This is a genomic window from Prauserella rugosa (assembly GCF_000719975.1).
GTDB lineage: Bacteria > Actinomycetota > Actinomycetes > Mycobacteriales > Pseudonocardiaceae > Prauserella > Prauserella rugosa.
In genome coordinates, this window is sequence record NZ_JOIJ01000008.1 from 1 (window position 1) to 24,378 (window position 24,378).

Consider the following 24,378-nt stretch of genomic DNA (forward strand, 5'->3'; position numbering starts at 1 on the left):
CGTGCCCGGCAACTGGCCCTGCCCGGTCGCCCGACCCGGCATCGGCGCCGGCGCCACACCCGGCGGAGTGCCCCCGCCACCGCCGGGCAGGCTGCTGACGTTGCCCGGACCGCCACTGCCGGGCACCGACGGGCCACCACTGGGCCCACCCGAATACCCCGCAGCACTGGTCGAATCCGACGGACCACCCGGAATATCGATCACCCCGGAGCCCTTGAACCCGGATCCGTCGCCGCCGCCGGCACCGCCGAACTCCGGGGGAGGGGCGAAGGCAGGCTGTTTCGAGGCGGATTCGTAGAGGTTCTTGTCGTAGGTGCTCATCACCTGCGCGGCTTCTTGGTGGGCCGCGTCGGCCTTCTCCCGGGTTTCCATGGCCTGGTTGAACGCGCCGATCGGGTTGAGCGGGTTCTCCTTGACCGCCGACCCGAAGTCCTTCATCAACCCGTTGGTCTCGACCGGCTCGGGCATCGAGTTCTTCGCCGTCTCAGCCGCGTTCGACTGCGCGTAGATGGCTTCGGACGCCAGCTGTGACCGCTGCGAGTTGGTGCTGGACCACTGGCCGAGCTGCTGCACATAGCCACGGGCGGCCTCGGCCGAGTCGCCCTCCCAGTGGTGCTGAGACTGTTGGACGGCCTCGTTGAACTTGCCGTCGAACTCACCGAACAGCGTGACAAGCTCCGCCCACGCGTCCGAGAGCTGCGTGGTCTGGCCGGAGTCGAGGTCTTGGTGGACGTAGTTGTACATCGCCTGGTGGTCCTGGCCGGGGTAGTTCTGGTCCGAACCCTGCAGACCCTCCAGGAACTCCGCGTCCTGCGAAAGCTTCTCGATCTGCTTCTCGTTCATACCCTGCGCGCGCATCTGCGCCTGCGCAGCGGCGAGGGGCGTGCCGATGATGGGGACGTTGCCGTACTCACCCATCTGCTCGGCATAGATCTGGTTGTAGCGCTCCGACGCGGAGGTGTAGCCGTCTGCTCCGCCCGGACTGCCCTGTCCGCCGGCGTTGCTGTGCGCTGGAGCGTTGCCGTAACCACCGTTGCCAGGCCGTGGCTGTGGGTAGGTCGATATGGCGAGAGCGGTCGCGTACCTGGGCGCGCTCGCCGACCTGCAGGGTTCTCCGCCAATGCCGAGGCCGAGATTCCGCTCGGCCTTCCTTTGTGGTGTGAGTCGTGGTGCGAACCGGCGTCAAACCAGGCGGCCACCCGGGTGGCGCGGTGCTCACTGCGTGAGGAGGGACTCCACCTGACCGGCTGCGAGGGCATGGTCGATCACCATGAATGCCGCACCGGACACGCCGGCCTCGTCGCCGGATCGCAGCGGCACGATGCGCAGGTTCTGCGTCGCCAGCGGCAGGGAACGTTGATAGACGGCTTCCCGCACTCCGGCGATCAGGTGTTCACCCGCCAGTGAGAGCGCGCCCCCGACCGCGAGCACGGACGGGTTGAACAGGCTGACCGCCGTCGCGAGGACCTCCCCGATGTCGCGGCCCGCTTGCCGGATGTGCTGCAACGCGGTCACCGAGCCGTTGCGGGCGAGAGTGACGACGTCGGCGCTGTTCGTCGCGGGGACACCCGCCTCGGTCAGCTTCGCCGCTATCGCCGCTCCGCTGGCGACGGCCTCCAGGCACCCGACATTGCCGCAGTGGCAGAGAATGTCCGTGTCGTGCGGTACCCGGACGTGCCCCATGTCGCCTGCCGCGCCCTGCGACCCACGGTGCAGCCGGCCGTAGCTGATCAGGCCACTGCCGATGCCGGTGGCGACCTTCACCAGGATCATGTGCTCGTATTTGGTCCAGTGGGCGCGGTACTCACCGAGCGCCATGATGTTGACGTCGTTGTCCACGAGCGTCGCCGCGCCGAGTTCACCGCGCACGAACGCGGGGACGTCGAACCCGTCCCAGCCGGGCATTATCGGCGGATTCGTCGGCTTGCCCGACAGGTGCTCGACGGGTCCGGGCAGTCCGATGCCCACGCCGAGCAAATCGGTTTCGTCCCGTTCGGCCTGCGTGAGCAGCGCGCGGCCGCGGTCGCACACTTCCCGCAGCACGACCTCGGGGCCGTCGGCGATGTTGAGTACCTTGTCCTCCTCCACCAGCACGTCGCCCGCGAGGTCGGTGACTGCGAGCTTGGCGTGTGTCGCGCCGATGTCGGCGGCGAGCACCACCCTGGCCGCCGGGTTGAAGGCGACCGTCGTCGGAGGACGGCCGCCGGTGGAGTTGGCCTTGTCGCTGAACTTCAGCAGACCTGAGCTGAGCAGGGTGTCGATGCGCTCGGCCACGGTGGAGCGTGCCAGGCCGGTCTCGGCGGCCAGCTCGGCGCGGGTGCGTGGCCGCCCGTCGCGCAGGAACTGGAACAGCGTTGCCGTGCCTGTCGGTGCCAGCTCATGCCGAGTCATGTGGCTGCCTTCCTTCCCCTCATCAGCAGAATTCGCTGGTTCGACACTAGAACACCCCGGACTTCGCACGTCTCAGACGCGGCCATTTGGATGTAAATCAGCGGACTTCTGATGACGAACAGGCAAAAGTGAGCCTATAGTCCGCCGTCATGAGCTCAAAGGAGAGCGAGATCACAGACGATGCGGGGCGGGAGCCCCTGCTGCGCATGAGCGGCATCGTCAAGCACTTCCCCGGCGTGAAGGCGCTGGACGGCATCGACCTCGAGGTGCGGGCGGGCGACGTCCATTGCCTGCTGGGGCAGAACGGCGCAGGCAAGTCCACGTTGATCAAGGTGCTCGCCGGGGCGCACCAGCCGGACGGTGGCACGATCCGCTGGCACGGCGAGGACATCCGCATCGCTGGCCCGCAGGACGCGATCGACCACGGGATCGCCACGATCTACCAGGAACTCGACCTGGTCGACGGACTGACCGTGGCGGAGAACATCTACCTCGGGCACGAGCGCGCGCGATGGGGAGTCGTCGCGCGCACCGACGCGAACCGGTCGGCCGCCGAGCTGCTGCGTCGTCTCGGCCATCCCGAGGTGGGTCCCGACGTCGAGGTGGGGCGCCTGCCGGCCGCGGGAAAGCAGATCGTGAGCATGGCCCGCGCACTGTCGCACGAGGCCGAGCTGATCGTGATGGATGAGCCGTCCGCCGTGCTGGACCAGGAAGAGGTCGCGCGGCTGTTCAGCGTGATCCGCGAGCTGGCGGCGCAGGGCGTGGCGATCGTCTACATCTCCCACCGTCTGGAAGAGATTCGCGAGATCGGCGACCGGGTCACCGTCCTCAAGGACGGGCGCACCGCCGCCACCGGACTCGCCGCGGCCGAGACGCCGACGGCGGAGATCATCCGGCTGATGACCGGGAGGTCGATCGAGTACGCCTTCCCGGAGCGGCCGGAGCGGCAGCTGGGCGACACCGTGCTCGAGGTGTCGGGGCTGAGCAGGCCGGGGGAGTTCCGCGACGTGTCGTTCACCGTGGCCGCCGGGGAGGTCGTCGGCCTCGCGGGACTGGTTGGCTCCGGCCGCTCGGAGATCCTCGAGACGATCTACGGCGCGCGCAAGGCCCAGGCCGGGACGGTGTCGGTCGCGGGGCGCAGGTTGCGCCCGGGGCGGGTGGGTGCCGCGGTGGCCGCGGGTGTCGGTCTGTGCCCCGAGGAACGCAAGAGTCAGGCACTCGTGCTGCACGAGTCGGTGGCGCGCAACATCTCGCTCGCCAGCCTGGGCCGATTCGCCCGCGGCGGCTTCGTCAATCGCCGGGACGAGCGGCGCGCGGCCGACGACCAGGTTCGCGCACTCGACGTGCGGCCCGCCGACGTGGCGCGGCACGTGGGCACGCTCTCCGGCGGCAACCAGCAGAAGGTCGTGCTGGCCCGCTGGCTGTTGCGCGAGTGCCGGGTGCTGGCGCTGGACGAACCGACGCGCGGCGTCGACGTCGGCGCGCGGACCGAGATCTACGCGCTGATCCGGGATCTGGCGGCCCGCGGTATCGCGGTTGTTGTTGTCTCCAGCGAGATCGAGGAGGTGATCGGACTGTCCGACCGGGTCCTGGTGATCTCCGACGGCGTCCTCCTCCACGACGGTCCCGCCGATGAGATCGACGAGCACCGCGTGCTCGACATGGTGATGGAAGGAGACGCGGCATGACGACCGCATCCGACGAGCGAACCGGCGCCGGCGCGCCCGGCGGCGACACCGAAGGGCCGTTGAGCCGCGTCACCGCGATCTTCTCCGGTCCTTCCGGTCGCAACCTCGGCCTGGTGATCGCGCTGCTGCTGCTGTGCCTCGTCGGTGTGATCACCGCGGGAGACCGCTTCGTCAGCTTCGACAACGTGATGACGATCCTGCGGCTGGCGTCGGTGATCGGCGTCGTGAGCGTCGGCATGACGTTCGTGATCACCGGCGGCGGTATCGACCTGTCGGTCGGTGCGATCGTGGCGCTGTCGTCGGTGTGGGCGTCGACCATCGCCACGCAGACGCTCGCGATGGACACCCACTGGATCGTCATGGTTACCACGGCGTTGCTGGTCGGCGCGGGCTGTGGCCTCGTGAACGGGATACTCATCGCCTACGGCCGGATGGCGGCGTTCATCGTGACGCTGGCGATGATGGCCGGGGCACGTGGCCTCGCGGAGATCATCGCGCAGAAGCGTACGCAGGTCGTCACGGTCAGCGAATTCACCGACGTGATCGGCGGCCGGGTGCTCGGTATCCCGGTGCTCGTGGTCATCTTCGCGGTGGTCGCCGTCGCGGGCTGGATTCTGCTCAACCGCACCACGTTCGGCCGCCGGACGCTCGCCGTCGGCGGCAACCCGGAGGCCGCGAGGCTGGCGGGCATCAACGTCAAGCGGCACACCACGCTGCTGTACGTCCTCGTCGGTGTCGCATGTGGACTCGCGGCGGTGATGCTGCTGGCGCGCACCACGGCGGGCACGTCGACGCACGGCACGCTCATGGAGCTCGACGCCATCGCGGCCGTGGTCATCGGCGGCACGCTGCTCTCGGGCGGTCGCGGCACGATCGTCGGCACCGTCTTCGGCGTGCTGATCTTCACCACGCTCACCAATGTCTTCACGCTCAACAACCTCGACACGTCCACCCAGGCCGTGGCGAAAGGCGCGATCATCGTCGTCGCGGTGCTGCTGCAACAACGAGTCGCGGCCCGCAACGGCTCCCCGCCGTGAACCGCGCGACTCCCCACGCGAAACCCATCGGAACACTCACCTCCGAGGAGAGAACCATGCGGCACCGCAGCAGCAGACTCCTTCGTGCCACCGGCGCCATGGCAGCCCTCGCCATGCTCGCCACCGCCTGTACCGGCAACGATCCGGCCTCGCAGGAGGCCAACACCGGCCCGAGGGCGGTCAGCGAGAACGACGACCCCGGCAAGGAAGTCGTCATCGGCTTCTCCGGTCCGGAGGCGGACCACGGCTGGCTGGCGGCGATCAACTCGACCGCCGTTGCCGAGGGCAAGAAGTACGAGGACGTCACGTTGCGGGTCGCGGAAGGCACCAACGACCCGAACATGCAGATCAGCCACATCGAGACGTTCATCAACGACGGTGTGGACGCGATCGTGCTGCTGCCGACGGACGGCGCGGCGCTGACCCAGGTCGCCACCCAGGCGATGGAGGCGGGCATCCCGGTCGTCAACGTCGACCGTGAGTTCTCCAGCGAGTTCGCCGCCCGCACCACGATCCTCGGTGACAACTACGGCATGGGCGTCTCGGCGGGCAACTACGCCTGCAGCCTGGTCGAAGAGAACAACCTCGGCGGCGACGCGGTGGTGGCCGAGATCGCGGGCACGGACTCCTTGCCGCTGACCCAGGACCGCTCCGACGGCTTCAAGGAGGCGTTGCAGCAGTGCGGTCAGAACGTCGACCACCGGGTGGCCGCGGACTTCACCGTGGAGTCCGGCGAGAAGGCGGCATCGAACCTGCTGCAGGCGGTGGCGGAGATCGACATCATCTGGAACCACGACGACGACCAGGGCGTGGGCGTCAAGGCCGCGTTCGAGAGCGCGGACCGCGACGAGTTCGCCTTCCTCGGTGGTGCCGGCTCGAAGAACGCGATGCGCTGGATCCAGGCGGGCGAGATGGAAGCCACCGTGCTCTACCCGCCGACGCAGGCCGCCGACGGTATCCGCCTCGCGCGGCTGCTCGCCCAGGACAAGGGCATGTCCGACCTGGTGCAGCGCGAGGTGCCGCGCCGGATCGTGCTGGATGCGCCCGTCGTCACGCAGGAGAACGTCGAGCAGTACCTCTCACTCGGATTCGAGTCCTGACACACCGCGCCGACGAACCACCCCTGGGAGGGCTGATGACGCACGTGGACAGAGCGCCGATCGGGATCGGCATGATCGGCTATGCCTTCATGGGGATGGCACATTCCCAGGGATGGCGCAACGCCAAGAGTTTCTTCGACCCGAAGTTGGAACCACGGCTGGTTGCGCTCGGCGGGCGCGACCGCGCCAAGGCCGAGGAGATGGCCCGCCGGTTCGACTGGCAGAGCGTGGAAACCGACTGGCGCGCACTCATCGCCAGGGACGATGTCGGCCTCGTGGACATCTGCACCCCGGGTGACATGCACGCCGAGATCGCGATCGCCGCGCTCGCCGAGGGCAAGCACGTGCTCTGCGAGAAGCCGCTCGCCAACTCGGTCGACGAGGCCGAGGAGATGGTCAAGGCCGCCGAACAGGCCCGCGCCGACGGTGTCCGCGCGATGGTGGGATTTACCTATCGGCGAGTTCCCGCACTCGCGCTCGCACGACGGCTCGTGCGCGACGGCCGGATCGGCACGCTGCGCCACGTCCGGGCGCAGTACCTGCAGGACTGGCTCACCGACCCGGCTGCTCCCTATTCGTGGCGGCTCGATGCCACCAGGGCGGGCTCCGGTGCGCTCGGGGACATCGGTGCCCACGTGATCGACCTGACCCAGTTCCTCACCGATGAACACATCACCGGGGTCAATGCCGCGCTGGACACCTTCGTCCCCGAACGTCCGCTGCCCGGCGGTGACGGCACCGGCCAGGTGACCGTGGACGACGCGGCGGTGTTCCTCGGCCGGTTCAGCGGCGGCGCGATGGCCACCTTCGAGGCCACTCGCTACGCCACCGGCCGCAAGAACGCCATCCGCATCGAACTGAACGGGACCGAGGGCAGCCTCGCGTTCGACTTCGAGGACATGAACACCCTGTGGTTCTACGACGCCTCGGCGCCGGACGAGACCCAGGGCTTCACCCGGATCCTCGTCACCGAGCCGACGCACCCGTATCTCGGCGCGTGGTGGCCACCCGGGCACGTGCTCGGCTACGAACACGGCTTCTCGCACCAGGCCGCCGATCTGCTCACCTCCATCGCGGAGGGCACCGACCCCGAGCCGTCGTTCGCCGACGGGCTGCGGGTGCAGCGGGTGGTCGCCGCGGTACAGGCCAGTGCGGAGGCCGGCAGCGCGTGGGTCGACGTCGCGGGAACGAACGCAGACACAGCAGGAACGACATGGGAGGTGGCGTGATGGCACGACCGGTCACCCTGTTCACCGGGCAGTGGGCGGACCTGCCGTTCGAGGAGGTCGCGAAGCTCGCGTCGGAGTGGGGCTACGACGGGCTGGAGATCGCCTGCTGGGGCGATCATCTCGACGTCTGGCGCGCGGTGGAGGACGAGTCGTATCTCCGGTCCAGATTGGACATACTGGACAGGCACGGGCTCGGCGTGTGGGCGATCTCCAACCATCTCAAGGGGCAGGCGGTGTGCGACGATCCGATCGACGCGCGCCACCAGGCGATCCTGTCCGAGCGGGTATGGGGTGACGGCGAGCCGGAGGGCATTCGGCAACGCGCGGCCGAGGAGATGAAACACACCGCGCGGGTCGCGGCCCGGCTCGGCGTGAACACCGTCGTCGGCTTCACGGGTTCGGCGAACTGGAAGTACGTGGCGATGTTCCCGCCGGTGCCCGCCGACCTGATCGAGGCCGGATACCAGGACTTCGCCGACCGCTGGAACCCCATCATGGACGTCTTCGAGGACGAGGGCGTGCGGTTCGCGCTCGAGGTGCACCCGTCGGAGATCGCCTACGACTACTGGTCCACCGTGGCCACGCTCGACGCGATCGGGCGCCGGGAGTCGTTCGGTCTGAACTGGGACCCGAGCCACATGGTGTGGCAGGACATCGATCCCGCCGGGTTCCTCGTCGACTTCGCCGACCGGATCTTCCACGTCGACTGCAAGGACACCAAACGTAACACCGGAAACGGCCGCAACGGCAGGCTCGGTTCCCACCTGCCGTGGGGTGACCCGAGGCGCGGCTGGGACTTCGTGTCCACCGGACGTGGGGACGTGCCGTGGGAGGCGTGTTTCCGCGTGCTGAACTCCATCGGCTACGACGGTCCGATCTCGATCGAGTGGGAGGACGCGGGCATGGACCGGCTGCGGGGTGCTCCCGAGTCGCTGCGGTACGTGCGCGAGCAATTGTTCGACCCGCCGGAGGCTGCGTTCGACGCCGCATTCAGTTCCTGAACCCGATACCCGCGTGCGCCTCGCCGCGCGTGCAACACACCCGATCCTGACGTCTCCAACGAAGAAGTACGGAATAGGAGGGTTCATGTGTTACGGATTCGATGGTGAGCGGGCGGTTCGCCGCTCGCTCAGTGAGCGAGGCATCAGCAGACGAGGTGCGTTGCGGTCCGCATTGGGCGGTGCGGTCGGTGCCGGGCTTCTCGCCGCCGGGTTCGCGGCACCCGCGGCACAGGCCACCGTCCCGGGTAGCGGACTTCGGCGGGTGCCGCCGGGGTTGATCAGCGTCCAGTTGTTCACGGCGCGCTCGGACCTGCAGGGTGAGCCGGGCTTCGACGCCACGTTGCGGATGCTGGCCGACACCGGCTACCCGAAGGTGGAGCAGGCGCTCGGCTACTTCGGCCGCACGGCGCAGGAACTGCGGGAGTTCTACGACGAGATCGGCATCTCGGCGACGTCCGGCCACGACGACATCAGCGACAGCGAGCAAGCCCTGCACACCAAGATCGACAACGCACGCACGCTCGGCCAGTCGTTCATGGTCGTGCCCTACCTGGACTCGTCCGACAAGGCCGACTGGCAGCGGTGGGCTGAGCAGATGAACCACGAGGCCGAGGTGGCCCGGTCGGCCGGCCTGCGCTACGGCTACCACAACCATGCGCACGAGTTCACCACCGATCTCGGCGGCGGGGTGACGCCGTGGCAGGTGCTGACGTCCGAACTGGACCCGGAGCTCGTGCATCTCGAGCTCGACATCTACTGGGCGGTCCGCGGCGGCATCGAGAGCGGTGACGGCGCGAGCGACCCCGAGGGCTTCACGATCGACGTGATCCGGTCCGCGCCGCAGCGCGTGCTGCAGTACCACGTCAAGGACCGGCACGCCCACGACGGCGACATGGCCGACCTGGGCACCGGCCACATCGACTTCGCCCGCATCTTCCGTGCGCACCGCGTGCGGGAATACATCGTCGAGAACGACACCCCGGACGTGACGGTCCGCCAGACCGTCGAGGTCGGCTACTCCTACCTGCGCACGCTGCGTTTCTGAGCCCCCTTTCCGCCGATCGGCCGGTCGTCACCCGGCGCCGGCCCCATCCAGTGGCGTGCGGTCACGTCAGCCGCGCGTGTGGTCTCCACCTATCCGAGGAGAGTTCGTGATGCGCAAAATATCCGTCGCGGCGCTCGTGACCGCCGTGACTACCGCGCTACTGACAGCGCCAGGACTGTCCACGGCGGAGGAAGAAGCTCCGCCGCCGGACTCGGAGTTCCAGAAGGTCGTCCTCGACGACACCCCGGGCGAGCCGATGGATCTCGCCGTGCTGCCGGACGGCAGGGTGCTGCACACCACGCGGCCGGGCGAGGTGCGGATGCACGTCCCGGACACCGGTCGCAACATCGTCGCCGCGGACCTCGACGTCTACGAACACGACGAGGAGGGTCTGCAGAGCATCGCCATCGACCCCGGCTTCAACGGCACGACGAACCGCTGGGTCTACCTGTACTACTCGCCGCCGTTGGACACCCCGGAGGACGATCCATCCACACCGGACGTCAACGAGGGCGACGCTCCCGAGGTCGGGACGCCGGAGGACTTCGCCCCGTTCGAGGGCGAGATCCGGCTGTCGCGGTTCCAGCTCGACGGCAACACCCTGGACCTGTCGAGCGAGCAGCAGATCATCGAGGTTCCGGTCGATCGGGGAATCTGCTGCCATGTCGGTGGGGACATCGAGTTCGACAGCGACGGCAATCTCTACCTCGCCACCGGCGACGACAGCAACCCGTTCTCCTCGGACGGCTACACGCCCATCGACGAGCGGGAGGACCGCAACCCGGCCTTCGACGCGCAGCGCGCCTCGGCCAACACCAACGACCTGCGCGGCAAGGTATTGCGGATCAAGGTTGGCGACGACGGCTCGTACACCATCCCGGAGGGCAACCTCTTCGAGCAAGGCACGGCGAAGACGCGCCCGGAGATTTACCTGATGGGACTGCGGAACCCGTTCCGCATCGCCGTCGACCCCCACACGGATGCGCTCTACGTCGCCGACTACTCGCCGGACGCGGCCGTCGCCGACCCGGACCGCGGCCCGCAGGGGACCGGCAAGTGGTTCGCCGCGACCGAACCGGGCAACTGGGGCTGGCCGTACTGCGCCACCGCTGAACTGCCCTATGTGGACTACGACTTCGCCACCGGTGAGTCCGGCGAGACCTTCGACTGTGCGGCGCCGGTGAACGAGTCGCCACGCAACACCGGGCTCACGGAGCTACCGCCGGTGGAGCAGCCACAGCTCTGGTACGACTACGAGGAGTCGGAGCAGTTCCCCGAGCTCGGCACCGGGGGTATCGGCCCGATGGCCGGCCCCGTCTACGACTTCGACCCCAAGAACCTCGTGGGCCGCGCGCCGGTCGCCTGGCCGAAGCACTACGACGGGTTGCCGCTGTTCTACGAGTGGACCCGGGACTACATCAAGGGGCTCCACCTCGACGAGTCCGGCGCGCTGACCGGTATCGAGGACGTGGTCTCGTCCACCCCGCTGTCCGCTCCGATGGCCATGGAGTTCGGCCCGAACGGTGCGCTCTACATGCTGGAGTACGGCAAGGGCTACTTCGGCGAACTGCCGGAGGCCTCGCTGTCGCGGATCGACTACATCGGACCGAACGGCAACCACAGCCCGGAGGCGAAGGCCACGGCCGACGTCGACAACGGGGAGGCACCGCTGACGGTGTCGTTCTCCAGCGAGGGCACCAAGGACGCCGACGGTGACCAGCTGCGCTACGCCTGGGACTTCAACGCCGACGGCAAGGTCGACTCGCGGGAGCCGAACCCGACGCACACCTACACCGAGAACGGGGCCTACAACGCCTCGTTGCAGGTGACCGACGTAGGCGGCAAGCACCGGGGCAAGACCGGCGTCGCCGAGGTGCCGATCGTCGTCGGCAATGAGGCGCCGGAGGTGGAGTTCGTCACGCCCGTCGAGGGGCAGGAGTTCTCCTTCGGTGACGTCGTCCAGTACGAGGTCTCGGTGACCGACGACCAGCCGGTGGACTGCTCGCAGGTCGAGGTGACCTACATCCTCGGCCACGACGATCACGGTCACCCGCAGACCACGTCGTACGGGTGCTCCGGCTCGATCCGGACCACGGTGCCGGACGGTCACGACCCCGAGCACGACAACTTGTACGGCGTGTTCGACGCCAGCTACAGCGACCCGGGTGAGGACGGCCTGCCGTCGCTGTCCGGCAGTGACCGGGTCGTGCTCGAACCGGTGCAGTAAACGCATCGCTGCCACCGGGACGTGAGTCGTTGTGGTCGCTGCGGCGGCCACAACGAGTCACGTCCGGCGGTAACCCAACCACCCAGGGAGGCCGGAGGATGGCACCGAAAACCGGATTGTGGTTCATCGGCGCGCGGGGGTCGGTGGCCACCACCGCGACCGTCGGCGCGCTCGCGTTGACCGCGGGGCTGACGCGGCGCACCGGGTGCGTCACCGACCTGCCCGAGGTGGCGGTCGCCCGGCCGCCCGGAGTGGCCGATCTGCTCATCGGCGGCCACGACGTCGCCGGCGACTCGCTGCCGAAACGCGCCGAGGCGCTGGCTGACGGCGGGGTGTTCGGCATCGAGCTCGCGCGCGCGGTGCACGACGGGCTCACCCGGGTGGACGCCCGCATCCGGCACGGCGTCGCGAGTACCGATCCGCACGAGCCCTCCGAGGGCACCCAGCGGGAGGCGGTCGAGCAGATCAGCCGCGACCTGGCCGGGTTCCGCGCTGCGCACGCGTTGGACCGGGTGATCGTCGTGGACGTCGCCACCACCGAGCCTCCGGTCGCCATGACCCCGGAACTGTCCGATCTGGACGCACTGGAGCGGGCGTTGGCGGCGGGCGAATCGCCGTTGCCCGCCAGCTCCCTCTACGCCTACGCGGCGTTCCGGGCCGGGTGCCCGGTCGTGGCGTTCACGCCGAGTCCCGGCCCGCGGCTGCCCGCACTGGCTCAACTGGCCGAGCGGGTGGGGCTGCCGTGGGCGGGTTCGGACGGCAAGACCGGGGAGACGCTGGTCAAGTCGGCGCTCGCGCCGATGTTCGCGACCCGCGCCCTGCGGGTGCGCTCCTGGGCGTCGTACAACCTGCTTGGCGGGGGAGACGGCCGGGCACTTGCCGATCCGGTGACGGTGACGAGCAAGACGGAGACCAAGGGCAAGGGACTCACCGAGCTGCTGGGCGAGCCGGTGGACGGCCCGCTGCACATCGACTACGTCGAAGATCTCGGCGACTGGAAGACGGCATGGGACATGGTGTCGTTCGAGGGTTTCCTCGGAACCAAGATGTCGATGCAGTTCACCTGGCAGGGCTGCGATTCCGCGCTCGCCGCGCCGCTGGTGCTCGACCTCGCCCGGTTGGTCGCACGGGCCCATCAGGCCGGGGAGTCCGGCCCGCTCGGCGCGCTCGGCTTCTTCTTCAAGGATCCCGCAGGCGACTCCGGGCACGACCTGGCCGGCCAGTGGCGCGCCCTCACCGAGTGGTGTGGGCGGCTCGGAGGTGACCGATGAGGGCGCGGGACGTGGTCGAGTTGGTACGGCTGCCGGCCGTGCTGACCATCCCCGGCGACAGCCTTGCCGGCGGCGCGGCGGCGGGCTGGCCGTACGGCACGCGGGGCTGGGCCATGCCGGCCGCCTCGGCGTGCTTCTACCTGGCGGGCATGGCGCTCAACGACTACGCCGACCGGGAGCTGGACGCCGTGGAACGCCCCGAGCGCCCGATCCCGTCCGGCAGGGTGCGGCCCGGCGAGGCACTCGCGCTGGCCGCCGGGTTGACCGGCGCGGGCCTTGGCATCGCCGCCGCCGTGGGCGGTCGCACCGCCGTGCGGATCGCGGTGCCGGTCGCCGCCGCGGCGTGGACCTACGACCTCGTCGCGAAGGACACCCCGGCCGGCCCCGCCGTCATGGCGGCCGCGCGGGGGTTGGACGTGCTGCTCGGAGCCGGGGGTCGACCGCGGAGGGCGGCACTGCCGGCCTCCGCGGTCGCCGGGCACACGCTCGGTGTGACCACCCTGAGCAGAGGTGAGGTGCACGGTGGATCGCGGCGTACCGGCCTGGCGGCACTCGCCACGACGACGTCGGCGGCCGTGGCGGCTGCGGTGGCCGCGTTGCCTCGGCGTCGCGGCCGGCGCGCCGACGACACGCTCCCCACCGACGACACGCTCCCCACCGACGACAAGCGCCGCGCCGTCGCGGCCGCCGCGTTCGCCGCCACGTACGCGGGCACGGTCGGCCGCGCGCAGGCCGGTGCCGCGCGCACCCCGGACGCCGCCACGGTCCGCACCGCGACCGGCGCCGGTGTGCGAGGCGTCATCGGGTTGCATGCCGCTCTCGTGGCCGGGACCGGCGCGATCGGGCTCGCCGGGGGACTCCTGGCCGCGGGTCCGATCGCGCGGCTGGCCTCGAAGGTGGTGTCGCCGACATGACCCTGCGCTTCGGCTACGGCACCAACGGATTCGCCGGACACCGCCTGGACGAGGCCCTCGGCGTGCTCGCCGATCTCGGCTACGACGGTGTCGCGCTGACCCTCGACCATCCGCATCTCGACCCGTTCGCCCCCGACCTCGCCGCCCGCACCGACGACGTGCGCCGCCGTCTCTCCGCGTACGGTCTCGGCGTCGTCGTCGAGACCGGTGCCCGCTACGTCCTGGATCCGTGGCGCAAACACGAACCGACGCTGGTGTCGGACACCGGCCGCGAGCGTCGCGTCGACTACCTGCATCGCGCGATCCGGGTCGCGGCCGACCTCGGCGCGGAGGCGGTGTCGTTCTGGTCGGGAACGGTGCCCGAGGGCGTCGGTCCCCACCAGGCCTGGGAGCGGCTCACCCGTGGCGTCGAGCAGGTGCTGGCCGAGGCCGAGCGCCACGACGTGCGGTGCGCGTTCGAACCGGAGCCGGGCATGTTCGTCGACACGCTGGCGGGGGTGGCGCAGCTACGTCGCAGGCTCGGTGACCCCGAACGCCTCACGGTGACCGTCGACGTCGGACACTGCGTCTGCAACGAACCCGCACCGCCGCAGGAGCGCATCCGCGACGTCGGGTCGCTTCTGGGCAACGTGCAGATCGACGACATGCGCCCCGGGGTACACGAGCACCTCGAGTTCGGCGACGGCGACGTCGACCTGCCCGCCACGCTCCGCGCGCTGCTCGACGTCGGCTATCAGGGGCTGGTGAGCGTGGAGCTGCCGCGGCATTCCCATGCCGCACCGGCCGTCGCCGCGCGGTCGCTCGACGCGTTGCGCACCGCCAGGGCAGCGGCACTCGCGGCGGAGGTGACGCCGTGACACGACTGGACGACCTGCTCGACACCGAAGGCAGAGCCAGGCTCGGCGAGCTGACCGGCGAGGTTACGGCCAACCCGGCGCGGATCGCGGTGCTCTTCCCCGCTGTGGCCCGCACTGTCGGCAGGGGACCGGCCGATCCGGACGACCCCGACGGCATGGTCACGCCGCGGATCGAGGACCAGGCCAGGGTCGCGCTGGTGTGCGCCGCAGCCCAGGGCTGGGATCGGGATGCCCTCGTCGCGGAGATCGGCGCGCTGTACCGGCACGGCGACGCCGACGAGAAACGCGCCGTGCTACGAGCCCTGGACCACCTCGACGTGGGCGACGCAGCGCTCGATCTGGTGGGGGACGCACTGCGTGGCAACGACACCCGGCACATCGCGGCGGCGCTCGGCCCCTACGCGGCGCGGCACCTGGACGCCCATACCTGGCGGCACGGCGTGCTGAAGTGCCTGTTCACCGGTGTTCCGCTGGCGGCGGTGTCCGGGATCGCCGAACGCTCGGGGATTGGGGAACGCCGTGACGCCGAGTTGGCCCGGATGGTCGAGGCCTTTGCGGCCGAGCGCCGTGCGGCGGGCCGCGACGTCCCGGCCGATGCGACGTGGCTGCTCGACCAGCTGACCTCCCGGCGACCGGATCCCGATGGGGCACCTGTCCCTGACCAGCAACGCGTGCGCCCGTGACTAGGAGGACTGATGCGCATCTTCGATCCCCACATCCACATGACCTCCCGCACCACCGACGACTACGAAGCCATGTACGCGGCCGGGGTCCGCGCGGTCACCGAACCGGCGTTCTGGCTCGGCCAACCACGCAGCAGTGCCGCGTCGTTCTACGACTACTTCGACTCGCTGCTCGGCTGGGAACGGTTCCGTGCCGCCCAGTTCGGCATCCGCCACCACTGCACGATCGCGCTCAATCCGAAGGAGGCCAATGACCCCCGGTGCGCCGAGGTGCTGGACGCGCTGCCGCGCTACCTCGCCAAGGACGGCGTGGTCGCCGTGGGCGAAGTCGGGTTCGACTCGATGACCGACGACGAGGAGAAGGCCTTCGTCCGCCAGCTCGACCTCGCCGGGGAGCACGACCTGCCGGTGCTGGTGCACACCCCGCACCGCGACAAGGTGGAAGGCACCCGGCGCACCCTGGAACTGGTCGCGGCGTCCGGGCTGCCACCGGAACGGGTACTGGTCGATCACCTGAACGAAGTCACCGTCGACCTGGTGGCCGATTCCGGCTGCTGGCTCGGGTTCTCCATCTACCCGGACACCAAAATGGACGAACATCGCATGGTCCGGATCCTCGCCGACCACGGCCTGGACCGAATGATCGTCAACTCCGCCGCCGACTGGGGTCGCAGTGACCCGCTGAAGACCGCCAAGACCGGGCAGGCGATGCGGGACGCCGGCTTCGATGAGGACGACGTCGACCGCGTGCTGTGGCGCAATCCCGTCGCGTTCTACGGCCAGAGCCGGCGGCTGCTCCTCGACCCGATCGACAGCGACCAGACTGCGACATTCGAGGGCAACTCCGTGCTGCGCGGCCAGCGTCCGGCGTGAGGGGGCGGCATGCGCTTCGCTCACCCCGACGGCAGCAGCGTCCATCTCGCGTACTGCACCAACGTCCACCCCGCCGAGGACATCGACGGGCTGATGCGCCAGCTCCGGGTGTTCGGTGGAGGCATCCGCGCGGAGCTCGACGTCGACCGGCTCGGCGTCGGGCTGTGGTTGCCGGCGCCGCTGGCCGCGCACCTTGCCGACCATCCCGATCTCGACCGGCTCCGGACCGCGCTGGACGACCACGGTCTCGAGGTCGTCACCCTGAACGCCTTCCCATACCAGGGGTTCCACGACCCGGTGGTGAAGAAGGCGGTGTACAGCCCGGATTGGGTGGAGACGCGGCGACTGGACTACACCCTGACGTGCGCACGCGTGCTGGCGCGGCTGCTGCCGGACGACGCAGCGCGCGGCAGCATCTCGACGGTGCCGCTGGCATGGCGGGCGCCGTGGTACTCCGACCGTCGCCTGCGGGCACGCGAGCTGCTGGACCGGCTGGCGGAAGGGCTCGCCAAGCAGACCGCCGAGACCGGCAGGCCGATCCGGGTCGGCCTGGAACCCGAGCCCGGCTGCGTGGTGGAGACCGTCGATGACGCGATCGAACAGCTCTCCGGCATCGACACCGGCCACATCGGACTGTGCCTGGACGCCTGCCACCTGGCGGTGGCGTTCGAGGACCCGGCCTCGGCGGTGCGTCGGCTCGCCGACGCCGGACTGCCGATCGTGAAGACCCAGGCCTCGGCGGCGCTGCACGCCGCGACACCGAACGACGCCGCCACGCGGGAGGCGTTGTCGTCCTACGCCGAGGACCGGTTCCTGCACCAGGTTCGCGAGCGCGGCCCGTCGCGCATCGCCGAGCGCGACGATCTTCCCGAGGCCGTCAATGGCCGCCGCGCGTTGCGGGGAACCGGGCCGTGGCGCGTGCACTTCCACGTGCCGATCCATCGACGTCCCGAATCGCCACTGGAGTCCACACAGGACGAACTCGGCGAGACCCTGGACGCCCTGCTCGGTGGGCCGGCCGCGATGACCGATCACGTCGAGATGGAGACCTACACCTGGTCGGTGTTGCCGGAGGCGCAGCGACCGGGCAGCGATGCCGAGCTGATCTCCGGCCTCGCCGCGGAACTGCGCTGGGTCGCCGACCGGATGCGGCGAGCCGGATTGGAGACCACATGACTGCGAACAGGGTCCTGCTGCTCAACATCGTCGGACTGACACCCCGGCTGCTGGCGCACGCGCCACGTCTGCGCGCGCTCGCCTCGGACGGCTGGCAGGCGCAGCTCGACACCGTGCTGCCGGCCGTCACGTGCTCGGTGCAATCGACGATGCTCACCGGACGTCCGCCGCGCGAGCACGGCATCGTCGGGAACGGCTGGTACTTCCGGGACCTCGGCGAGGTTTACCTGTGGCGGCAGCACAACCGACTGGTGCAGGGGGAGAAGGTGTGGGAGACCGCCCGGCGCGCCGATCCCGGCTATCGCGCGGCCAACGTGTGCTGGTGGTACGCCATGGGTGCCAGCACCGACTGGACCATCACACCGCGCCCGGTCTATCACGCCGACGGACGCAAGTCCCCGGACTGCTACGCGCGTCCGCCGGCGCTGCACGACGAGCTCACCGCGGAGCTGGGCGCGTTCCCGCTGTTCAACTACTGGGGTCCGACGGCGTCGTTGCGTTCCAGCGAGTGGGTGGTCGCGGCCTCCCGGCGGCTGCTGCCGGATGCGGACCTGACGCTGGCGTACGTCCCGCACCTCGACTACGACCTGCAACGCCACGGTCCCGACAGTCCACAGGCCCTTGCCGCCGTGCGCGACGTCGACCGCACCGTCGCGCCGTTGCTGGACGACGCCCAGGCGCGCGGCGCCACGGTCGTCGTGGTGAGCGAGTACGGCATCACGCCCGCGTCGCGGCCGGTCGACGTCAACCGGATGTTGCGGACGTCCGGGCTGTTGGAGGTCTACACCCAGGAGGGGATGGAGTACCTGGACCCGTGGACGTCGCGGGCGTTCGCGGTGGCCGATCACCAGGTCGCGCACGTCTACGTCGCCGACCCTGCCGACGTGGGGGCGGTGGCGAAGCTGTGCCGGGACCTGCCCGGCGTGGACCTGGTGCTGGACCGTGAGGCGCAGGCCGACTACGGCATCGACCACGAGCGTGCTGGCGAGTTGGTGCTGGTCGCCGAGCAGGGCGCGTGGTTCACGTACTACTACTGGCTCGACGACACGTGTGCGCCGGACTTCGCGCGCGGCGTCGACATCCACCGCAAGCCGGGCTACGACCCGGCCGAGCTTTTCCTCGACCCAGCCGATCCGAGGGCGAAGGCGCGGGCGGCGCTCGGGCTGGTGAAGAAGAAGCTCGGGCTGCGGTACACGATGAACGTGGTGCCGACGGACGGGCGCTGGGTGCAGGGCACGCACGGCAGGCTGCCCGACGACCCCGCCGACGGCCCGGTGTTGCTGTGCAGCGACCCGGGTACGCGCCGCGACCGCATCGCCGCCGCGGACGTCCGGGATCTGGTCCTGGAGCAGGCCAGGGTGCCGGGAGCGACGTGACACGACTACCTTGCTGCGGAGCGTGCACGGCTGAGCCCGGATGCGGTGGTCCCTAGGGTGGCTGTCATGTCCGAGAGTGCAACCTCCCTCCGGCATGTCGCCCGTTCGGGACTTCTGATCCGGCTCGCCGATCCGACACTTTCGCTGCGCGATGCTGCCGCACGTGACGCCGGGGCCGGTGGAGGTGCCGTGGGGGCACCGCGGCGCGGGAGTCCTGCGGTGCGTGGGGCCGCGCTCCGCAGGCGGTGCCCCCACGGCGCGGTCACGGTCGGGGTCTCGTGACCGCTTCCTGGTGAACATCCGCGTCGGCACGGGTTCCCCAGCCGTGTCGTACGCGGTGCCACCGGGCTCGGTGGGCCGGCGTCATTCCCAGATCTGAATCGCCCGCACGACGTACGGAGCCTGCGGAACGAACGTTCCCGGACCGGGATAGGTACTGAAATCCGCCTCGGTGGCGCATTCTCGGTCCTGATAGACGGTGACGTGCCGTTCCATTCTGGTGGCGAACGAGTTCGCCTCCATCCCGTTCGACAGCGGAACGCACTTCTCCGTATGCGTATCCCGTAGGTCGAAGCGTTCCATCGGTCCGTTGTAGAACTGTCCCTCCCATGCGCAGAACTCACCGACGTTGCAGCTGAACTCCGGGCTGTTGGCCGGATTCGGCTCCGCGGACGCCGGAGTCGCGATACCGATCGTGGTCGCGACGCCGAGCAGGACGGCGGGCAGTGCGGTGCGGACGGCGATGTGTCGACGGGTCATCGGTTTCTCTCCCCAGAAGTGGTCGTTTCGTCGTGTTCGGTGTGATTTCCAGGCTGGCGGATTCGGCAAGGGATGTCACCGGGAAAATCTGATTCTGTGGACAACTCGCCATAGGCAACTCGTTCGGGTTAAGGGAATGTGCTCAGGGCGCCGCGAAACTGCGCCGGTTGTCCACATTTCTCGGAAACCGCTTGTGGCGGCCGTCGGAAACTGGTAGGCGGGCGCACGCCCGCAGCTGTGGCGTGGCCCGCGTCCCGCCTGACCGGCGAGGATCGGCAGAGGCGGCACCCCTACCCTCGTAGACGTGTCCACCGCAGCCGACTCCGAGCCTGACGTGCGCGTCGCGCGCCGGGCGGGCATCGCACCCCTGCTGGCCGTCGGCGCACTGCTCGGTGTCGTCGTCGCGGTCGGCCTGATCGCACTGACCGGCGGCATCAGCGCCGTCGCAGGCGTGTCCGACCCCGGCCCCGTCACGACGTACGGCATCACCGTCGTGCGGGTCGCCTCCGACATCGCCTCCGCCGTGTGCATCGGATCGCTGCTGCTCGCCGCATTCCTCGTGCCGCCGCAGTCCTCGGGCACGCTTGCCGTCGACGGTTATGCCGCCGTCCGCACCGCCGGGTACGCGGCCTGGGCCTGGTTCGTGTTCGCGTTGACCTCGGTGTTCTTCGTGGCCGCGGACGGCGCGGGCAGGCCGGTCACCGAACTGCTGGACCCCGACAGGTTCCTCAATTTCGTCGGCGCCATCGAACAGCCGAAAGCCTGGCTGATCACGGCCTTCGTCGCGTTGCTGCTCGCGCTCGGATGCAGGCTCGTGCTGTCGTGGGGGTGGACCGCGACCCTGTTCTTCGTGGCGGTCGCCGGTCTCGTCCCCGTCGCCGTGACCGGCCATTCCGCCAGCGGTGGCTCCCACGACGTGGCCACCAACAGCCTGCTGTACCACCTCATCGGCGCCGCACTGTGGGTCGGAGGGCTCATCGCGCTGCTCGCACACGGGCGCAGGCGCGGCGCGCACCTCACGCTCGCGGCGACGCGGTTCTCGAAGGTCGCGCTCGTCGCCTGGATCGTCATGGCGGTCTCGGGCGTGGTCAACGCACTGGTCCGGGTCGCCCCGGGGGACCTGCTGACCACGGACTACGGACTGCTCGTCCTCGCGAAGATCGTGGCGCTGGCCGTGCTCGGGGTTTTCGGACACCAGCAGCGCCGTCGCAGCATCGCGGACCTGCGCGACGGTGCAGGCGGTGGGCAACTCATCAGGCTCGCCGGCGTCGAGATGCTGATCATGCTGGTCACGATCGGCCTCGCCGCGGCGTTGGCCAGGACGCCGCCACCGGCCGAGATCGCCGCCCAGCCGTCCCGCACCGAGCTGCTCCTCGGCTACGACCTCACCGGCGAGCCGACGTTCTGGCGGTTGCTCACCGCATGGCGGTTCGACCTCGTCTACGGCACGGCGGCGATCGTGCTCGCCGTCCTGTACCTGGTGGGCGTGCGCAGGCTTCGCCGCCGTGGTGACGCCTGGCCCGTCGGCCGCACCTGGGCCTGGGTGCTGGGCTGCGCCATGCTGCTGCTGGCGACGTCGTCCGGATTCGGGCGGTACTCGCCGTCGATGTTCAGCGTCCACATGGTCGGCCACATGTTCCTGTCGATGGGTGTGCCGGTCCTGCTCGTCCTCGGCGGGCCGGTCACCCTGGCGCTGCGGGCGTTGCCGACCGCGGGCAGGAACGCACCTCCCGGCCCGCGCGAGTGGCTGCTCGCGTTCGTCCACTCACCGGTGACGCGCGTGCTGACCAACCCGGTGGTCGCCACGGCGCTGTTCGTCGGATCGTTCTACGGCCTCTACTACTCGGGGTTGTTCGACGCGGCGCTCAACTACCACTGGGCCCATCTGGCGATGAACGCCCACTTCCTGTTGGCCGGGTACGTCTTCTACTGGCCGGTGATCGGCATCGATCCCTCGCCGCGGAAGCTGCCGCACCTGGCGAAACTCGGCATGGTGTTCGCCTCGATGCCGTTCCACGCGTTCTTCGGCGTGACGTTGATGAACATGCAGACCGTGATCGGAGAGCCGTTCTATCGGGGACTCGACCTGCCCTGGGTGGACAACCTCCTCATCGACCAGCGCACCGGAGGTGGCATCGCGTGGGCGACCGGCGAGATCCCGGTGGTCATCGTGATGATCGCGCTGCTGATCCAGTGGGCACGGGCGGACGACCGCGAGGCACGGCGCCGGGACCGGCGTGAGGACGCCACCAACGACCAGGAGCTGGCGGCCTACAACGCGATGCTGAAACAGCTCTCGGAAGGGAAACGGACCGAGTAGCACAGGGGTCCGACAGAACGTTCGTGCGAAGCCCGCGGACGGCCGGATCATCCACACCGCCCTTCGGCGTCCACAGATTTCGGACGCGGCCGCTCACGACCCTTCTCGCGGTGCACGGTGGAAGCCATCGAGCACCGAACCCGAGCGAGAAAGGGAAACGACATGGCGATCGGCGAAACCGTGGTGACCGTGGTCGGCAACGTCTCGAGCGAGCTCGCCGACCGGGACACCCACAGCGGCAGGGTCGTCGGCTTCTGGCTGCGCAGCAACGAACGGCGCTACGACAAGGACGCCGGCGAATGGCGCAACGGCCGCTCGCTGGCCGTACGTGTGTCGTGCTGGCGGCGGCTCGCCGACAACGTCGCGACGTCGCTGTCGAAGGGCGATCCCGTCGTGGTGACGGGCAGACTCCACACGAACGAGTTCGTCACCGACGGCCGCTCCCGCAGCGTCACCGAGCTCGAGGCGCAGGCGGTCGGCCCGAACCTGGCCTGGTGCACCACGACCGTCGAACGCGGGGCGCGCGATGTGAAGACCGTGTTCGACTCGACGTCGGCCACGAGCTCCTCGCCTGGTCAGGGCGGTCCGGCTGCGCGCGGGCTGCCGTCGGAACCCGCGGCGGTGGCGTGATGAGGGGTCTTCTTGCACGGCGGGTCACGCGTGCGGACGGTGGCCACCGTCAGTCGACTCGTGGCACGGCTCTACGATCGCTGTATGGCCGAGTTCATCTACACCATGAAGAAGGTGCGCAAGACCGTCGGGGACAAGGTGATTCTCGACGATGTCAGCACCGCGTTCTTCCCCGGCGCGAAGATCGGCGTCGTGGGCCCGAACGGTGCGGGCAAGTCGACCGTCCTGAAGATCATGGCGGGACTCGACCAGCCCAGCAACGGCGAGGCGTTCATCCAGCCGGGCGCGAGCGTGGGCATTCTCCAGCAGGAGCCGCCGCTCAACGAGGAGAAGACCGTCCGCGGCAACGTGGAGGAGGGCCTCGGCGAGATCAAGGTCAAGCTCGACCGGTTCAACGAGATCGCCGAGCAGCTGGCGACCGACTACACCGACGAGCTGATGGCCGAGATGGGCAAGCTGCAGGAGGAGCTCGACCACGCCGACGCCTGGGAGCTCGACTCGCAGCTCGAACAGGCGATGGACGCCCTGCGCTGCCCGCCGGGCGACGAGCCCGTGACGCACCTGTCCGGTGGCGAGCGCCGCCGCGTCGCCCTGTGCAAGCTGCTGCTGTCGAAGCCCGACCTGCTGCTGCTCGACGAGCCCACCAACCACCTGGACGCCGAGAGTGTCCTGTGGCTCGAGCAGTTCCTGGCCAGCTACCCGGGCGCCGTGCTCGCCGTGACGCACGACAGGTACTTCCTGGACAACGTCGCCGAGTGGATCATGGAGCTCGACCGGGGCCGGGTCGAGGGCTACGAGGGCAACTACTCGACCTACCTCGAGAAGAAGCGGGAGCGCCTCGAGGTCCAGGGCAAGAAGGACGCCAAGCTCGCCAAGCGCCTCAAGTCCGAGCTCGAGTGGGTGCGCTCCAACGCCAAGGCCCGCCAGACGAAATCGCGGTCCCGTCTCGAGCGCTACGAGCAGATGGCCGAGGAAGCCGAGAAGAACAAGAAGCTCGACTTCGAGGAGATCCAGATCCCGCCCGGTCCGCGGCTGGGCAACACGGTGGTCGAGGTCGAGCACCTGAAGAAGGGCTTCGACGGCCGTCTGCTCATCGACGACCTGTCGTTCACGCTGCCGCGCAACGGCATCGTCGGCGTGATCGGCCCCAACGGTGTCGGTAAGACCACGTTGTTCAAGACGATCGTCGGGCTGGAGAACCCCGACGAGGGCAACGTGAAGATCGGCGACACCGTGAAGCTGTCCTATGTGGATCAGACGCGGGCCGGTATCGACCCGGACAAGACGGTGTGGCAGGTCGTGTCCGACGGGCTCGACTACATCAACGTCGGCCAGGTCGAGATGCCCTCGCGTGCCTACGTGAGCGCCTTCGGCTTCAAGGGGCCCGACCAGCAGAAGCCGGCCGGTGTCCTGTCCGGCGGTGAGCGCAACCGGCTCAACCTCGCGTTGACGCTCAAGCAGGGCGGCAACCTGCTGCTGCTCGACGAACCGACCAACGACCTCGACGTCGAGACGCTCGGTTCGCTCGAGAACGCGCTCGAGCAGTTCCCCGGGTGCGCGGTGGTCATCTCCCACGACCGCTGGTTCCTGGACCGCGTGGCGACCCACATCCTCGCCTGGGAGGGCGACGAGGAGAACCCGGCCAAGTGGTTCTGGTTCGAAGGCAACTTCGAGGGCTACGAGAAGAACAAGGTCGAGCGCTTGGGCCCGGACGCGGCGCGGCCGCACCGGGTGACGCACCGGAAGCTCACCAGGGACTGATCACCCGGGCCAGCCGCGAGTGACGCATTGGATATGGTCG

General features: G+C 69.5%; 20 protein-coding genes. 17 read left to right on the forward strand and 3 right to left on the reverse strand.

Going from position 1 to position 24,378, the window contains the following annotated elements:
• On the reverse strand, positions 1 to 918 hold a 918-nt coding region (locus IF64_RS0113145; RefSeq protein WP_157575513.1), incomplete at its 3' end, for a PPE domain-containing protein.
• 297 nt (positions 919 to 1,215) lie between these two features.
• Positions 1,216 to 2,391 carry an ROK family transcriptional regulator gene (locus IF64_RS0113150; protein WP_030532376.1) on the reverse strand — a complete coding sequence of 392 codons (1,176 nt, stop codon included), beginning with the start codon at positions 2,389 to 2,391 and terminating at the stop codon, positions 1,216 to 1,218.
• A 149-nt stretch (positions 2,392 to 2,540) separates the two neighbouring features.
• Here IF64_RS0113150 and IF64_RS0113155 point away from each other — a divergent pair, with 149 nt between their 5' ends.
• The 14 genes from IF64_RS0113155 to IF64_RS0113220 all read left to right on the forward strand — a co-directional run bounded on the left by IF64_RS0113155 (position 2,541) and on the right by IF64_RS0113220 (position 18,868).
• A complete protein-coding gene (locus tag IF64_RS0113155) occupies positions 2,541 to 4,079 on the forward strand; it encodes a sugar ABC transporter ATP-binding protein (protein WP_246134671.1) in 1,539 nt (512 codons plus the stop codon).
• The gene (locus IF64_RS0113160; protein ID WP_051757828.1) at positions 4,076 to 5,116 is read left to right on the forward strand and encodes an ABC transporter permease; all 1,041 of its coding nucleotides are present in this window, start codon (positions 4,076 to 4,078) and stop codon (positions 5,114 to 5,116) included. Before IF64_RS0113155 ends, IF64_RS0113160 begins: the two co-directional genes overlap by 4 nt.
• Positions 5,117 to 5,172: 56 nt before the next feature.
• Positions 5,173 to 6,216: a substrate-binding domain-containing protein gene (locus tag IF64_RS0113165; RefSeq protein ID WP_030532379.1), complete on the forward strand. Its 1,044-nt coding sequence runs from the start codon at positions 5,173 to 5,175 to the stop codon at positions 6,214 to 6,216.
• A 35-nt stretch (positions 6,217 to 6,251) separates the two neighbouring features.
• Positions 6,252 to 7,445, forward strand: coding sequence for a Gfo/Idh/MocA family protein (locus IF64_RS0113170; protein WP_030532380.1), 1,194 nt, complete (start codon positions 6,252 to 6,254; stop codon positions 7,443 to 7,445).
• Complete coding sequence (locus IF64_RS0113175; protein WP_030532381.1) at positions 7,445 to 8,446, forward strand: sugar phosphate isomerase/epimerase family protein; 1,002 nt, start codon at positions 7,445 to 7,447, stop codon at positions 8,444 to 8,446. The genes IF64_RS0113170 and IF64_RS0113175 overlap by 1 nt, the downstream gene beginning before the upstream one ends.
• A gap of 160 nt (positions 8,447 to 8,606) precedes the next feature.
• Complete coding sequence (locus IF64_RS0113180) at positions 8,607 to 9,491, forward strand: sugar phosphate isomerase/epimerase family protein (protein WP_211252575.1); 885 nt, start codon at positions 8,607 to 8,609, stop codon at positions 9,489 to 9,491.
• 109 nt (positions 9,492 to 9,600) lie between these two features.
• On the forward strand, positions 9,601 to 11,718 hold the full coding sequence (locus IF64_RS0113185; protein ID WP_030532383.1) for a PQQ-dependent sugar dehydrogenase: 2,118 nt from the start codon (positions 9,601 to 9,603) through the stop codon (positions 11,716 to 11,718).
• Between the two features lie 98 nt (positions 11,719 to 11,816).
• Entirely contained in the window at positions 11,817 to 12,989 is a 1,173-nt protein-coding gene (locus tag IF64_RS0113190; RefSeq protein WP_030532384.1) for an inositol-3-phosphate synthase, read from the forward strand.
• On the forward strand, positions 12,986 to 13,903 hold the full coding sequence (locus IF64_RS0113195; RefSeq protein WP_030532385.1) for an SCO3242 family prenyltransferase: 918 nt from the start codon (positions 12,986 to 12,988) through the stop codon (positions 13,901 to 13,903). Before IF64_RS0113190 ends, IF64_RS0113195 begins: the two co-directional genes overlap by 4 nt.
• Positions 13,900 to 14,760 (forward strand): sugar phosphate isomerase/epimerase family protein, encoded by an 861-nt coding sequence (locus tag IF64_RS27925; protein WP_036876560.1) that lies wholly within the window; start codon positions 13,900 to 13,902, stop codon positions 14,758 to 14,760. The genes IF64_RS0113195 and IF64_RS27925 overlap by 4 nt, the downstream gene beginning before the upstream one ends.
• Positions 14,757 to 15,443, forward strand: a complete 687-nt coding sequence (locus IF64_RS27930; protein WP_051757829.1) for an EboA domain-containing protein — start codon at positions 14,757 to 14,759, stop codon at positions 15,441 to 15,443. The genes IF64_RS27925 and IF64_RS27930 overlap by 4 nt, the downstream gene beginning before the upstream one ends.
• Positions 15,444 to 15,455: 12 nt before the next feature.
• Positions 15,456 to 16,316: a TatD family hydrolase gene (locus IF64_RS0113210; RefSeq protein WP_030532388.1), complete on the forward strand. Its 861-nt coding sequence runs from the start codon at positions 15,456 to 15,458 to the stop codon at positions 16,314 to 16,316.
• A gap of 9 nt (positions 16,317 to 16,325) precedes the next feature.
• The gene (gene eboE / locus IF64_RS0113215) at positions 16,326 to 17,492 is read left to right on the forward strand and encodes a metabolite traffic protein EboE (RefSeq protein ID WP_030532389.1); all 1,167 of its coding nucleotides are present in this window, start codon (positions 16,326 to 16,328) and stop codon (positions 17,490 to 17,492) included.
• Positions 17,489 to 18,868 carry an alkaline phosphatase family protein gene (locus IF64_RS0113220; RefSeq protein WP_030532390.1) on the forward strand — a complete coding sequence of 460 codons (1,380 nt, stop codon included), beginning with the start codon at positions 17,489 to 17,491 and terminating at the stop codon, positions 18,866 to 18,868. The genes eboE and IF64_RS0113220 overlap by 4 nt, the downstream gene beginning before the upstream one ends.
• 363 nt (positions 18,869 to 19,231) lie before the next feature.
• Here IF64_RS0113220 and IF64_RS0113225 read toward each other — a convergent pair whose 3' ends face one another.
• Positions 19,232 to 19,627, reverse strand: a complete 396-nt coding sequence (locus IF64_RS0113225) for a peptidase inhibitor family I36 protein (RefSeq protein WP_030532391.1) — start codon at positions 19,625 to 19,627, stop codon at positions 19,232 to 19,234.
• A gap of 358 nt (positions 19,628 to 19,985) precedes the next feature.
• Between IF64_RS0113225 and IF64_RS0113230 the strand changes: the two genes are divergently transcribed.
• The 3 genes from IF64_RS0113230 to ettA all read left to right on the forward strand — a co-directional run bounded on the left by IF64_RS0113230 (position 19,986) and on the right by ettA (position 24,338).
• Positions 19,986 to 21,947, forward strand: a complete 1,962-nt coding sequence (locus tag IF64_RS0113230) for a bifunctional copper resistance protein CopD/cytochrome c oxidase assembly protein (protein ID WP_030532392.1) — start codon at positions 19,986 to 19,988, stop codon at positions 21,945 to 21,947.
• Positions 21,948 to 22,109: 162 nt separating this feature from the next.
• Complete coding sequence (gene ssb / locus IF64_RS0113235) at positions 22,110 to 22,577, forward strand: single-stranded DNA-binding protein (protein ID WP_048807717.1); 468 nt, start codon at positions 22,110 to 22,112, stop codon at positions 22,575 to 22,577.
• 84 nt (positions 22,578 to 22,661) lie between these two features.
• A complete protein-coding gene (gene ettA / locus IF64_RS0113240) occupies positions 22,662 to 24,338 on the forward strand; it encodes an energy-dependent translational throttle protein EttA (protein WP_030532394.1) in 1,677 nt (558 codons plus the stop codon).
• Positions 24,339 to 24,378: the final 40 nt, after the last annotated feature.